13 protein-coding genes and 3 pseudogenes are annotated in these 13479 nt (G+C 54.9%); 2 read left to right on the forward strand and 14 right to left on the reverse strand.

Features of this window, described 5'->3' with window-relative positions; genetic code table 11:
* Window positions 1-52 precede the first annotated feature (52 nt).
* From C266_RS21340 to C266_RS21355, 4 genes and pseudogenes are all read right to left on the reverse strand, one after another.
* Window positions 53-853: a hypothetical protein gene (locus C266_RS21340; protein ID WP_010806838.1), complete on the reverse strand. Its 801-nt coding sequence runs from the start codon at window positions 851-853 to the stop codon at window positions 53-55.
* Between the two features lie 431 nt (window positions 854-1284).
* Window positions 1285-1814, reverse strand: a pseudogene (locus C266_RS28470) (transposase); the annotation flags it as partial.
* Window positions 1815-2001: 187 nt separating this feature from the next.
* Window positions 2002-2277 (reverse strand): hypothetical protein, encoded by a 276-nt coding sequence (locus tag C266_RS27585; RefSeq protein ID WP_144265883.1) that lies wholly within the window; start codon window positions 2275-2277, stop codon window positions 2002-2004.
* Window positions 2278-2419: 142 nt separating this feature from the next.
* On the reverse strand, window positions 2420-2710 hold the full coding sequence (locus tag C266_RS21355) for a hypothetical protein (RefSeq protein ID WP_010806841.1): 291 nt from the start codon (window positions 2708-2710) through the stop codon (window positions 2420-2422).
* Between the two features lie 127 nt (window positions 2711-2837).
* Between C266_RS21355 and C266_RS27820 the strand changes: the two are divergent.
* Window positions 2838-3127: pseudogene (locus tag C266_RS27820) on the forward strand (ShlB/FhaC/HecB family hemolysin secretion/activation protein); the annotation flags it as partial.
* A gap of 403 nt (window positions 3128-3530) precedes the next feature.
* Here the strand turns inward: C266_RS27820 and C266_RS21360 are convergent.
* From C266_RS21360 to C266_RS21370, 3 genes and pseudogenes are all read right to left on the reverse strand, one after another.
* Window positions 3531-3683, reverse strand: a pseudogene (locus C266_RS21360) (transposase); the annotation flags it as partial.
* Between the two features lie 181 nt (window positions 3684-3864).
* The gene (locus C266_RS21365) at window positions 3865-4386 is read right to left on the reverse strand and encodes a hypothetical protein (protein ID WP_144265884.1); all 522 of its coding nucleotides are present in this window, start codon (window positions 4384-4386) and stop codon (window positions 3865-3867) included.
* A gap of 175 nt (window positions 4387-4561) precedes the next feature.
* Window positions 4562-5620: a hypothetical protein gene (locus tag C266_RS21370; protein ID WP_010806844.1), complete on the reverse strand. Its 1059-nt coding sequence runs from the start codon at window positions 5618-5620 to the stop codon at window positions 4562-4564.
* 242 nt (window positions 5621-5862) lie between these two features.
* Between C266_RS21370 and C266_RS26405 the strand changes: the two genes are divergently transcribed.
* Complete coding sequence (locus C266_RS26405) at window positions 5863-7191, forward strand: S1C family serine protease (protein WP_010806845.1); 1329 nt, start codon at window positions 5863-5865, stop codon at window positions 7189-7191.
* 473 nt (window positions 7192-7664) lie between these two features.
* On the opposite strand, the gene C266_RS27590 is transcribed toward C266_RS26405, so the two are convergent.
* From C266_RS27590 to C266_RS27075, 7 genes are all read right to left on the reverse strand, one after another.
* Window positions 7665-7994, reverse strand: a complete 330-nt coding sequence (locus tag C266_RS27590) for a hypothetical protein (protein ID WP_144265885.1) — start codon at window positions 7992-7994, stop codon at window positions 7665-7667.
* Window positions 7995-8589: 595 nt separating this feature from the next.
* Window positions 8590-8895, reverse strand: a complete 306-nt coding sequence (locus C266_RS21380; protein WP_036663546.1) for a hypothetical protein — start codon at window positions 8893-8895, stop codon at window positions 8590-8592.
* A gap of 282 nt (window positions 8896-9177) precedes the next feature.
* Window positions 9178-9651 carry an Imm42 family immunity protein gene (locus tag C266_RS27065; RefSeq protein WP_246831212.1) on the reverse strand — a complete coding sequence of 158 codons (474 nt, stop codon included), beginning with the start codon at window positions 9649-9651 and terminating at the stop codon, window positions 9178-9180.
* Window positions 9558-10592, reverse strand: coding sequence for a hypothetical protein (locus tag C266_RS28150; protein WP_246831213.1), 1035 nt, complete (start codon window positions 10590-10592; stop codon window positions 9558-9560). Before C266_RS28150 ends, C266_RS27065 begins: the two co-directional genes overlap by 94 nt.
* A 213-nt stretch (window positions 10593-10805) precedes the next feature.
* On the reverse strand, window positions 10806-11084 hold the full coding sequence (locus C266_RS21385) for a hypothetical protein (protein ID WP_010806847.1): 279 nt from the start codon (window positions 11082-11084) through the stop codon (window positions 10806-10808).
* Window positions 11081-12529 carry a hypothetical protein gene (locus tag C266_RS21390; RefSeq protein ID WP_010806848.1) on the reverse strand — a complete coding sequence of 483 codons (1449 nt, stop codon included), beginning with the start codon at window positions 12527-12529 and terminating at the stop codon, window positions 11081-11083. Before C266_RS21390 ends, C266_RS21385 begins: the two co-directional genes overlap by 4 nt.
* A gap of 528 nt (window positions 12530-13057) precedes the next feature.
* On the reverse strand, window positions 13058-13479 hold a 422-nt coding region (locus tag C266_RS27075), incomplete at its 5' end, for a DDE-type integrase/transposase/recombinase (RefSeq protein ID WP_144265886.1).

A 13479-nucleotide genomic window follows, 5' to 3' on the forward strand; every position in this document is an offset into this window, starting at 1 on the left:
AGCCGCGCTTTCTCAGGAAATTATCTTTTCTTTCCCGATCAAAAAAACCACACTATCGATCAAAAATTCCACCGAACAAGCGTGAAATCAGTCCTTTCCTCTCATAGCCAACCGAAAGAAAATCGTACTCGTCCGAATACTTCGCCAGCGGTCTTACCGGAAGGAAATCTTTCGGGACGAGATCGCTATCAATATCCACTTCAATACCGTGCATCCAACATATTTTTGCTTCTATTGTCGAGATAGTAGAAACAACACCTTCGGCCATTGGATTAGCCGCCGCCCCAGTCACCTTCGCCAATATCTCATTCTCAAGGGAAGATTTATCTCGAAGCATCAGTAACGAGAAAAAATTTCCCCCACTTTTAACGTTGTCTCGATCATCTCTCTTTCCGTACTTTTTCATTGCTTCCAAACCACGGCGCATACCATCAAAATCAGATTTTATGGCCATTTGATACATATTCACCACAAACTGCGGGTATCGAGGATTTTTTTTATTATCAGCATAATCACCCCGATCGAAATTCGACATTTCATCAATAACCGATGGCGCATCAGACAAGATAGCCCATAGCAACGGCATCGGAGTTTGCAACCTACCCTCACTACTCAAAATCAAGGCAGCAAAATGTAGTTTGCAAGCAACATAAAAATTCTGTTTCATCCCTGACACATCATGCTTCGTAATGTAGTCGTACAGACCCATCACGAAATGCGAGTTCGACATTGTCGCGTAGCAAGCCTCTAGATCGATCTTTCCTCCACGACGTATCTTTTCCTCCGCATCGCGCCGCCAACGCACTGCGCCTTCATAGAGTTGGCTTTTTTCTTGCAGAACGTAGCCATCCATCAATCACCTCACTTGATTTTCACTGCAGTAATTCCCTTGCGGTCTGCTCCGGTCACAATTTTCATCACTTTCCCGTTACCCAAGGCTGACATGATGACGTCTGCGGTAGCGCGTTGCTTTGCTGTTCCCTTGTACAATCGTGACACCGCATTTTCGACCCAATCTTGGGACATCTGGGTCGGAAAGCCATCAGAAGGCCCATTCAGCTTTACTGATCCGTCTGATTTAAGCGGCTTGACTTCGACGAGATGGATGGTGTCGCCCTTAACATAAACCCCGTCAAAACAGTTATTAGCCCCACATTTTCCTTCCAGGGGCTTGTACCCATTTCTAACAAAGTAATTATTTACCACGTACTCTCGCAAGTCTTCCTGGACACCCGGAGAAGTCACTGAGTCAAGTTGGACAAGGAGTGTGCGATCCTCCGCGGTGAGACGTAGCGCGTCGAAGAACGCGACCGGATACATCGGTTCGAGCGGCCGGGGCTGCCAGGCAGTGACGTCACTCATCACCTCATCGGTGACCGAGCTGATGAACTCGGACGAGACTTCCGTGCCGTACTGTTTCAGTACGAAGCCCTGCATTTCACGTACGGTCGTGCCTCGGGCATACATGGCGATGATCTTGTCGTCAAAGCCCGTGAAGCGTCGTTCGCGTTTGGGAATCTACACCGGCTCGAAGCTGCCGTCGCGGTCGCGCGGCATCTCGATGCGGATCGGTCCGTCCTCTGTCAGGACCGTCATGGCTCCTTTGCCGTTGCGCTGGTTCGTCACGCGCGCCGGTTTGGCCGTGAGATGGTGGTTCATCTCGCCGCCCAGCGCACGCTCGATCAACGCTTTCTTGAAGGCCAGCGATGCGGCATTGAGGCGTCGGCCGTCATCGGGCCGTGGCCGAACTGCTCAAGCAGCTCGGCGGGGACCGTCGGCAGCTCTGCCGGCAGGGTTTTCGGTTTGCGAGGCATAGGCACTCCTCAGCGACATGTTATGCCTCAAACACGAATTAATGAAAGGCCCGCGCGGGCAGGCGCGTAATCAGAGTCCTCATGTCGCATGCGGCGCGGCATTCGTGCCAGATTCCGCAGCGTTTGCTCCGCTTCTGCTCTGCGTCGATGATTCACAATGCGACGGAGCGAGTTCTGAACACCATCCCTAGGAGTCTCGCTTAAACCACGGTCCGAACTTTTCCGGGGTGTCGCTCAATATCCCAGCCCTGCGCAAACGCGCAGGCAGGTATTTTAAAAATACCGCCAGCACAACAATAAAAAATGGGATGCCAATAGCAAATACAGAAACATTGTCATTCAAGCCAATTACCCTTCTGCATATTCCAATCACAACAACTGCATAAAATCCAGCCCCCGCCACTGATATCCCGCCAACGACGCCAATTCTTTGGGCGGCCGCATACAGACGCTGACAGTTCATTTGTGGTCTCCCTCATGACGAATGTCATTGATAACCGTTACACCTTTCGTGCTTACCCAGAACAGCAATATTCCTTGATTGGTATCTTGTCCCCCGAGATGGGGAAGTCGATCGACTCGACCACGGTGTGATAGCACCAATCTCAGGAGCGGCGTCCGAAGAATCGCAACGCAATGAAACCGATCCCAACCACAAGCTCAAGAATAGCGGCAGTCTTAAGCCGGTGGACAGCCGCTGTGACATTCATGCCATTCAACAACGCTCCCGAATACACGTACTCCACAAACGAGACCTGACTCCGACTCGCGCAGCGCGAAAACAATCCACACCACTGGCGCGCACGCGGCTCTGCAAGCAATTCGCCGAGAACCGGGGCAATCAAGAAGTCCATGATGGCGACAAGCGTCGCCATCGCAACGATGAAAGCGAACATTATGTAAAGCACTCCAAGAATGCTCGGTTCATTTTTTTCCTCACTTTTGTCCGCCCATAACTCGATCCTCTATTTCATTTCCTACAGGCTCTTGCGCTACGCTCGACCACGCCGCCGAGCATGCCGGGTAGCGGCCGAGAAGGGCTTCTATTGGCGCAACGAACTTCAGTGGATGTTGGGGGGGCCTCCGGCATCTCACTGTTCGCTGGCGTCGATTATGGGCGCGTGAGCGGTCCGAATGCCGCCTATCTCGCCGGAACGCAACTCGCTGGGGCTGTCATTGGGGTGCGGGGTAATGCCAAGCTACCGTTTGGTTTCGTTGCTGGAGAAGTCTTTGCCGGGACTCCGGTCTACAAACCGACAAGTTTTCAAACCGCACGTACAACGGTGGGATTCTCGCTCACGGCGCAGTTCTGACCTTGCATCGCCCGTCGAATCCACGAACATCGGCGGCGTCCACGCGTCGCACTGCGCGAGCGCAATTCAGGCTCGGTGGAGATGGCCGACAGCGCTGCGGCGCTCGAGAATGTGGCATCCCAAATGAAACCGGGCACTCCAAATGGAGTGCCCGGCGTCGAATCTAGATGATGGGTTGTGAGCGGCTCGAACACTCGCCCTACGGGTACCGTAGGGTGCTGCAGTCACTGCGACCACGCAATCAGGAAAATCAATGAGTTATCGTCGTGATCGCCAATGGCTGCATATGTTAACACCACAGTTCTTGCGACTAGCCTATAGCAGCGCCAGAGTAGTCGCCCGCAACTGGTATCCAGATCGGAAGCGTCCGTCGAACAGGCAGTAGCCCAAAGCGCCGCAACTAGGAAACCCCGAGGCCGCCGTATTTCTTCTTCCAGTTGTAGAACGTGGCACCGGAAATACCCACCTTCCGGCACACTTCCGCCAACGTGGTACCCACTTCGGCTTGCTTAAGCGCGAAAGCTATCTGCTCATCGGTGAACTTCGATTTCTTCATACAAATCTCCTGCCCGTCAGGGCTTCAAATTTGCCAGAAATCTCCAGTTTTCGGTGCTACGGTTTTTCGGGGAGAGGTCAGCACGAAAAGCGGCTCCAGAAGTCTCTTCACTTTGAACTGACTCCAATATAGTTGGGCAGGACGCCACCCCTCTGGGGCCTTTTGCTTTCACCTCAGGCGACTACTCCAATCGATTCTTCGGTGTCTGTTGCGCATTCCACCAGGCTTTCCACTGATCCGGGAACAGACACGATTCGAAATGGAATCGTCGAAGCGCGTACATGTCCTCATCGGTCTTCGCCTTATAGACCATCGACGCTGCCATATCGATGAGGCGTTGCGGAAGGACTTCCTCCGTATTCTCGCGGTACATCTTCGACACCATCAGCGTCGCCTCGTTTAGCGAACGGCCCTGCTTCTTTCTCTCGTTGAGGTAGAAGAGGACGTCCTGGCGAAATAGGCAGATCGACGCATTGGTCAGATTTTTTTCCACAAGCACCTTCTCGCGGTCAGTGCATTCGTAAAACTTCTCCGCTGCGAATCGCGGATAGTCTGAAAATTCCTCGCTCTGCATGCGTTTGAACAGATCATCGATCAACGCGATCTGAAAGGCGCCAACGCCCGGTCCCGCCAGCAGCGATGCCTTTGTGCTCTTGAATACGATCACCTGTCGGCCGTACCCCAGTGCAACGAATGCTTCCAACTCACATGTCGAAAAGCCGGGTTTTCGAATGAGGTTGTCCTCCGGCTTCGGCATCCGAAAACTGAGGGGAGAGTATGCGAGCGACGGTTGCGCTCCTCGGTGCGCGCACGCCGTGCAGAGCAGCACGAGTGTCATCAAGACCATTAACCGCTTCATGTTGTCCCCGGAACGCCGCTCAGTTGGCGGGCAGCAGACCATCCAGATCGTCGAGCTTCACGCGCGTATCCGTGCGGAAATTCGTGGTGCTACCGCTCGGGGCCGGTGGCGATTCGACGCGAGTGACTGTCGGCGCTACTGCAGAATTCCGCGTAGCAGCAGGCGGCGACGATTCGGGCGCATCGATCGGAGGAAGATCGCCCAAGGATGTCGGAGGCAGTGCTGGCAATGTGGGTTTCACCGACGTTTCGCGCGGCTGCGGTGCCGGCTTCTCCCCGGCTGTCCGTGCAGGCGCCGGTGTCGATGCTGCGCGTGTCGGCTGGCTCGGGATGGCAGATGTCGCAGGGATGCCCGGCGTGACCGGAGCGGTCGGCGCAGGAGCGTCAGAACCCGCTGTCTCCACCGACGGCACACCCGGAAGCACGTAAGGCGATGGCGCAGGCTTGCCCGAAGCCGCCGGTGCTGCGGGCACCTTCCCGGTACCTGACTCCGTGGGCGTGACAGTGACCGTCGGACGTTTCGGCAGTCGATTACCCGCATCGAGCCGGGTGATCGGACAGTTTTGGATGAGCCCGTCGATGATCAGCTGATTAACGATGTCGACCGCAAAGACGGCGCCTCGCTCCGTCTTGGAAACGTAGAGCGTGCCGACGTGGTGGACCCGGAAAATGCCACGCCAGACCGTGGCGTCGCGATCCATGTCGAACATGTTGACGCGGAAATCGACGCGTAGCGGCAGATTGCCAGTGACGACACCGCCGTTGGGATCTACACGCAATGTCACATCCGGTTGAAACGCGCGAAGCTTCCGCTCCACCGGCGAGGTGTCGAGCATCAGGGCACGTATTTCACCGAAATCGCTCTTGATGTTGCATGACGCGAGTCGTTGTCTGAGTTCGTCGCGAAAGCCGGCGGCAAAATCGTCGCCGAAACGCATATCCCCGTCATAGACGACGAACATGCGATCGATGTGCGCTTTGTAGTCGCTTGCGCGTGTGCTGGTGATATCGGTCGGCGTAGCGCAGCCGGCAAGCAGGGCCGCTGCCGCCAGCGTCAGGGCAACACCTGCGCGGCTCATCCATTGCCGTGTAGTCCCCTGTGGACTCATCCCCCGATTGTCTGCGTGTTTTCTTGTCATTGTCCGGACGTCTTGTTTTTGTGCGAAATAGCATACAGGAATCCGAGCTTTTGCAGGGTGCCCAAGCTTTGGGTACACTCTAGCGAATCGGACGCCATCGCCGCAGGACTGACGACGAAGGCGCAAAAGAGCGATACAAATCAAAAAATGGGGGCCGGCGCTTCGCGCGGCGCTTTTCGCACATGCTCAAACGTCTTCTGGCCACAGCGCTGGCCGCGACCTTCTGTGTCCCGGCACTTGCCCTGGATGCCGAAAAACTCTACGAAAAGGCCTCACCTAGCGTGTGGGTCGTCATCACATACGACCGCGACGGCAAGCGTCTGTCACAAGGCAGTGCCGTCGTTGTCGCGCCGCAGCGGCTCGCGACAAATTGTCACGTCCTGCGTAAAGCTTCGCGCGTGGTGGTGCAGCGACGTAACACGAGTCATCGCGCCGCGCTGGAACTGGTAGATCCGGCACGGGATCTGTGCCAACTGCGGGTCGATGAAATGACCGCATCCCCCGTCGCGCGCGCCCCTATGAACACGCTGCGTGTCGGGCAGAAGGTCTATACGCTTGGCAGTCCGAGCGGTCAGGAACTCTCGTTGTCCGACGGCATCATCTCGTCGTTGCATCTGGATACGGACGAACGCATTTCATTGATCCAAACCTCCGCGCCGGTCTCTCCGGGATCGAGCGGTGGCGGGTTGTTCGACACCGACGGCCGTCTGATCGGCCTGACCACGGCCGTGCTTGAAGACGCCCGTCATCTGAATCAGAACCTGAACTACGCCATTCCGGCGAGCTTCATCGACGAGCTGCCGTCGCGCAGTCGCGCAGCCATTGCGGCGCGCGAGACCGCCGATTCGCGCGCCGCCGCCGCAAAGCAGGTAGCCCAGGCCCGGGAGGCGGCGGCAGGCACACTCGGGGCACGGTGGGAGTACACGATTACCGATGGATTTACCGGCGTAAAGAGTCGCGTTGCGATGGTCGTGGATCGTATTGACGGCGACAAGCTGTTCTACAACAACGGCGCTCGTGTAGAGCTGGCGGACGGCAAATTGATCGAGATGTCGCAACCCCAGCTCGGCGAAATCGACAATTCGATGCCTGCTGGCGGCTGGGTTCGCGCGGGCGCCAAGCCGGGGCAGGCCTGGACCATGAGCTATGCCTCGTTGGGCACGCAGGGCCGCTCGCTAAAGCTCAACGCGCGCGTTGCCTCGCAGGAGTCGCTCATCACGCCGGCAGGAACATTCGATGTGCTGCGCGTTGAATACGACGGCGCATTGCTCGAAGTGGCGACGCGTAACCAGGGTCGCTCGATGCAATCGACGCCCTACGACGCGACGATCTGGTACTCACCGCAACTCAACAGGGTGATCAAGATGCGTGTCTCCAGCATGAGCGCATTCACGCAGATCAATGAGACCATCGAGCTGACGGCGGTGCCCGGCGGGCAGCGCGTCGTCGCACCCCGTGCGACGACGCAAAGCAATACGCAAGAGACATCCGGGCCGGTGTCTTCGCGGTGAACCGTGTTCGTAAGCTTCCCCAATTGGTAGGCGCAAGTAGGTAGAATTTCGGGGCCTCCACGATTTCTCGACGCCGCACGGGCGAGCTCACATTTTTTCCTCGAACACCCTCAAGACCTAGATGTCGATCGCCTAGCCGGCGACCAAACGCTCGAGCCGCTGGTTCTCCTCCTCCAACTGGCGCAATCACGGCGCCCCCGAGACATCCGTGCCGCCGTAGCGGCTACGCCAGTTATAAACCGCGACATCCGAAATGCCGTGTTTCCGACAGCAGTCCAACTCGTTCGTGAAGCGCGCGAAGATGATGCGGGACTCGGCCAAGCATTCCACGACAGGGGGGTGGCCCGGATGAATGTTGCTGCCAGAGAGAGCGCCTATGGAAGCCATCAGGGCGAGTCCGACGGTGCACCGAGACGCTGGAGCGGTGGCGTAGCGCGCGCTAGGACTACCGCTATATACGACTTCATTATCAATCAGTCGACATTAATTTTATGTCGCCGACAATATGCATAAAACTCCTGCTCGCCACACAATCCAAGCAAATTAATGACAGTAGAAATTGAAGAAACCAAATCAGGAAACGTTTCCCATATGTGCCACGGCCCCTCCGGTGAAAAGTAATACCAATATCCAGATAACACATCACTGGGCGCCTGAAGTTCTCCTGATTTTATGTCATGAAAAATCGATTTCAACTGGCTTCTATATAAACCTCGAATGTTCTCATTTCTGCCGGCAACTTGAACGAGTAAATCTTCAGTGCGATTAGCTTGATCTACAAGATACGTTGACAATGCGATCATGACTACTTCCTAGCGAATGATCCCATCGGGTGCGCGTAAAGTTGTATCGATGATTCGCGCGCCGCTTGTCGGGGCTACGCACCCATTTCAACTCGGGCATCCTGTGGATTCACATAGTGCGCCAACGAGGGGGCAATCATACGATATCGGTCCTCTTTACATGCCTTGGCAAAACGGCGATGCAAAAATACAAACAAATTGCAGAGGTCGCGGCGAATAGACCAAGAAGGATGGACTCATCCTTTACGTGAAGAATCCGACGTGTAGCCACAACAACGATTGTGCCCCAAAAAGTGCTGGAGCATAAAAATGCGCCCCCAACTATTAGCACAAGGCGGACGGACCGAATGACGTGCGTAACATTCACTTTCTTGAATCACGGATGTCATTGGTAACCGTGACACTCTTCGAGCCAACTCCGTACGTCAGCATCCCTCGACCGAAATACGGAGGCAACTGCTGTTTGGTAAACGGATTTAGCATTTTCTTATCCCATTTCGACGCCGTGACGCCGAAGATTCGCACGTGGATTGGTCCATTGTGCGCCGTTACATTCTCATGTTTTCACGACGCTCATTGCAACGGAGCACATTGACTACGCAGCCAAGAGCCTCTGGGTAATTTCGAACAATATCGGTAAGTCTACGGTTTCAATCGGCTCTATTGAAAGACCCTGTGGCCATTCTTCGTGGACTATCCTGAATCGTTTTCCATTGAAGGTGAAATTCCACCATTTTGTATCAACGGATATCCCGTCATCATTCGCAATCCTCGTCACCTCAACGGCACCAATAAGGCTAAGGATCTTCTCAACAATACTTGGAGCACTTTCCCAATCAACAGGCCCCAGGATCGCGATATATCGGAATCCCGTCGGTGATGTTTCCAATGAATTTTCCATTATTCTCCGAATCCCAAATCTTGTCCGCCAGGGCGAGGTAGACGCCAGCGCCAGCTGATACCCCGTACCCCAGCACAAGGGGCCGCTCGGTCCAACAGTAAATGTCACCCCCGGCAGTGATGTTCGGCCGCCTGCCAATAATCCGGCAGCGCAATCTCCAGTTACGCAGCCGTTAGGCGCGGGGGTGGTCTACTGCTTGAGGAATTTCGGCGATAGCTTTTGCATCGCTTATATGGCCGTTTCCGACTACACCGACATTCCAACTTAGATCGACTCAGATTCTTAACCAAGGTCAGTCGATGGGTGAGAAATTAGACAACCGGATTTCTCAATCGATTCCGCCACAACCCTCTGAAACTCACCACGCTCCAAAACTACCTGACCGACACTATTCGGATCGTTTTCAAAACCAAAAATTAGCTTTGCCTGGGTACCAAATTCCACAAGAAACACGTACCAACCATCGTCAGAAAGACTCTCAGCTGAAACTAAATACCTAAAATCGCTATTCTCAGCATCAGAGTCTAGAGGCGGAAAAGATCGCGAACAGAGATTTTTGTATGCAACCTGATCCGGGAGTTTGAAAAGCTCCTCATCTTCGACCGAATTCCCCATCGAATACATCGATTTCAATCTATAAAAATCGACTCCAAGTGTGGATTTCATAGAAAAAACAAACTCCCCCCCCAAGAAGTACCCAAAACACCCGTTTTTAAATCTCTCATTTGACCATGAATCAACTTGATCAAACCATATAGCAAATGAATCAGGGTTTCCGAATAGCATTTACCCCCCTTAAAACCAAGTGACCGCTTTATTTCAATTGGAATTTTTGAGACATTCAATGACGCCGAAGCGTCACCGGTGGATCCAGACCAATGATAAACACCGTTTCCGTTGGACGAAAATCTATTTATGTTCCCACTCTCGTCGATTGCATAGCGAACCCCATCTCCCCCTGACACAGATGAATTAAATAGGTCGGGAGAGTTCTTTGGTTCAACGCCCGCATTCGGCCTGTTACCCCCCATGCCCGGTGTATGTTTTGGATTAGACTCGACTTGGAGTCCGTTCTCACCCTTAGCTACGTCAGGAATCGGGAGGCGATTTTTATCGCCTCCCGACGCCATCACATTGTCCGGCAACTTCGCTGGCGTCCCCACGCCTCCCGCAAGCTCGGCTCCCGTCGCACCTTGCATCAGCACCGCCCCAGGACTCACAGTCGGCGGCCTAGCACCGCCCATGCCAAGCAATGCGTTCAGCCCGTTAGCTACGCTCCGAGCAATTAAGTCTTCGGGTCGCTCCGATGCTTTCGCAAGCGCATCATCTCGCATCTGTCCCACGACTTGCCCGAAAGCTCGTCGGGGATCTTGCGCAAGCGCTACGGCGTCTTGCCCCACACGCCGAGCACCTCGGCTGGCCTGATCAAACTGGCTGCTGAGCGAGTCGCTAAAACGCTCCGATATCGAGTAATCGAACCTCCCACCCGCCACCTTCTGGCTATCCACCCACTTCAGTTCAGGTCCTAAATCTCTTGCATCCACTGGGCTAACGTAGTTCGCCAGCCATTCTGGGCTGTTAGGCGAATACTGTGCCCAGCACTCCACCCGATAGCACGCGGCAGCGGTGAGGCGCTTTTCTGCCGCTGCATCGCCATTCGCTTTATTGTGAATCAGAGCCTTTTCTTCCGGATGCAACTGCCGGTTAAACCGATCAACATTAAATCCCGTGAACGCCCCAGACGCCCCTCCAGCCGCCGCGCCAACCGCGACTGGTCGTTGAGTAGATTCGGCAGATCACTGCATGAACGCCAAGGCTCCCATATCCCTGAAGCAAATAGCGCGCACGCTCATCTCCGACTGAACGCCCTCCACAAGCAGCGAACCCGGCCAAGGCCGGGTTCGTCACGTCTACTTCGACTGATTCTCTTCGTCGCCCTTCGACTTGTAGCTGTCGCGTGCTTTCTTTTGGCTGTTGTCGAATGGCTTGATTCTTAGCAATGCTGCACGACTTGTCATCCCTCCCACCGCGGCTATACCCAAGCCGACCAGTAGCAAGGCCCCACTCCATATTGATGGCTCAATAAACTTGAACGTGCAGTACATAATGCCAAATCCCGCAGCGATCAAGCATAGCCTGAACCATCTTGTGAAGTTCCCTTCCTCGATAATCTTGAGCTTTTCCCTCATTTCTCCCTAGATCCATTCACGCTGTTAATTATCTTGTTCAAGTACTTATTGATGAAATCCTGCGCGGACTGTGACGTACTACCATTGTTTATAGCGTTCGCAGTCTCGTTGATCGCAGGCCCCAAGCCTGGAAACTTTTCCGTGGCTGCGCTAACCGCATACCCGACTCCGCTGGAAACCAAATATTGACCAATGTCCGGCTTTGCGATTTGGACCACAGCATCCGCCGCCATGCCTGTCGCGGTCGCAACGTAAGATGCTGTGACCAATCCCGGCGCAAAAGGCGAAGGTAGGGAAGCCCCGGCCGCAGTGATTGCCCCAAACCGCCCGGCCGCAGTCGAAACGCCACCCGCCACATCGGCCACCGTCCCCCGCACATCCGTCTTAGCCGGCGTCGGCACGTACGTGAAGGTACTCGGCACTTGCCCCGGAGATGCTGAGTTGTAATTCGCCATGATAAACGCCTGCAACTCCTGATTCGGCTCCTGTAACGATTGGAAAATCAACGGGTTTCCGTTCTCATTCGTTAGACCCGTATTAATCCATCGAGCACCCGTGTCGGTCGGCGTGCGCCCATTTAGCTCCTCAGCAACACCCTCCGGAACCGCTCCGCCCCCTGTCTGCGAGACGCCCATAATTCGCATCTGCTCTTCCACTTGTTCCTGTGTGTAGCGTCCGTTGCTCATCTTTGCGATGTTCTTCGCCAACGTATGCTCATCGGAATACAACTGCCTATTGAACCGGTCAGTATTAAACCCGGTGAAAGCCCCTGACGCTCCACCTGCAGCCGCGCCTACCGCCGTACCGACCCCCGTCGCCACAATCTGCGCCAATGCCTGATCGATATCTGCGTTGCCCGTCGGATGGGCATCCTGAATCTTGTTGCTCAGATCATTCAGCGCGCCACCAAGCTTTGACGTTAGCCCCGCGCCCATCGCACCACCCAAGGCATTACCACCGCCCAGCCCCGCAACAATCGCGCCACCCGCCGCGTGCATCGCCGCTCGATAATCCCCGCCCTCCGACCAGTCCTTTGCCTCTTGCAAGTACTGGGCCTTCAACGTGGGGTCTTCGGTGTTTTTCGCCTTCTCCTTAGCTTCCTCTTCCTTCCTATTCGCATACGACCCGATATCCCGCGCCACCGCTTCCCCAGCAGCGGTCGCCGCCGCCATCAACCTTGACTGGTCGTTGAGCAGATTCTGCAGATCCGGCGTCCGACTGACTGTGTCATTCAGGTTTGTCGTGTCGCGATTCAGGCTTGCCAGATCTTGCGTCTGGCTCGCGCCGTTCGTCAGCGTGATGGTTCCCTCGCTTACGCCACTACGCGTCGTGCCCCGCTCGCTGCCGCTCGCCGACTGCTCGACGACGCCCGCGTAGTTCCCGCTTGCGTTGCCGCGCGAGTAACTGAAACTACCGGATGCGCCTCCCATGCCAAGCATCGTCATATTGTCGCCAGCGCGCCAACTATCCCATGATGCTTCCGCAGGCAAACCCCATATACGACGAACCCGGCCTGGGCCGGGTTCGTCACTTCGGGCTCTATCGCCCTGTTCTCTTTTTTTCACTAAACCATGTCACTGTGCCTGCGAACAAACTGAACAAAACCACAAACACGGCCATTCTGCCCACTCGATTCCAGGTCGGTAGTTGATATGAAGTATCGTGAAACAACCATTGAAGTGCGGGTCCGACAGCAAGCTCGATAATAACGACGCTGACTCCCATACCTATAAACCAGAATAGGAAGTAATACGTCCAGCGAAATAGTTCGAAACTTGTCTTCGGTCTCATTTCTTTCCAGCTCTATCAATTTGATCCTGAACAATAGCACTGGCTTTTTCTTGTGCTAATCCTCCCACGGCTCCACCCAGCCATGATGGCAATACACTAGGTGGAACGTACTTCGACATCCCCATACCAATGTCCGTCCACACCTGTCGATACCAAGGATTCAGCACGTCATTGTGTAGTGGTCAACCCACGCCGGACACCGAGTTAAGTTTTTCTTCTGCGACTGCCGGGGCTAGACCCTCGTTGAATTGATGTGGTCGAGTCCAGTTGTATCGCTGCATCAGGTAATAGCTGATGTCCCGCTGTGCTTCTCGAACACTTATATATCCAGTGCTTGGCACCCATTCCGTTTTCAAGCTTCGGAACAAGCGTTCCATCGGGCTGTTATCCCAACAATTTCCACGCCGACTCATGCTCTGCCTGATTCGATAGCGCCACAGTCGCTGACGGAATTTCCGGCTAGCATATTGACCGCCCTGGTCGCTGTGGAACATCAAGCCCGTGGGCCGACCGCGTTGCTCGAACGCCATGTCTAATGCCTTCACTACGAGGTCGGCGTCGGGGCTCGTCGAGAATGACCAGCCGACAACGCGGCGCGTGAACA

The sequence above is a fragment of the Pandoraea sp. SD6-2 genome (genome assembly GCF_000389825.1).
Lineage (GTDB): Bacteria > Pseudomonadota > Gammaproteobacteria > Burkholderiales > Burkholderiaceae > Pandoraea > Pandoraea communis.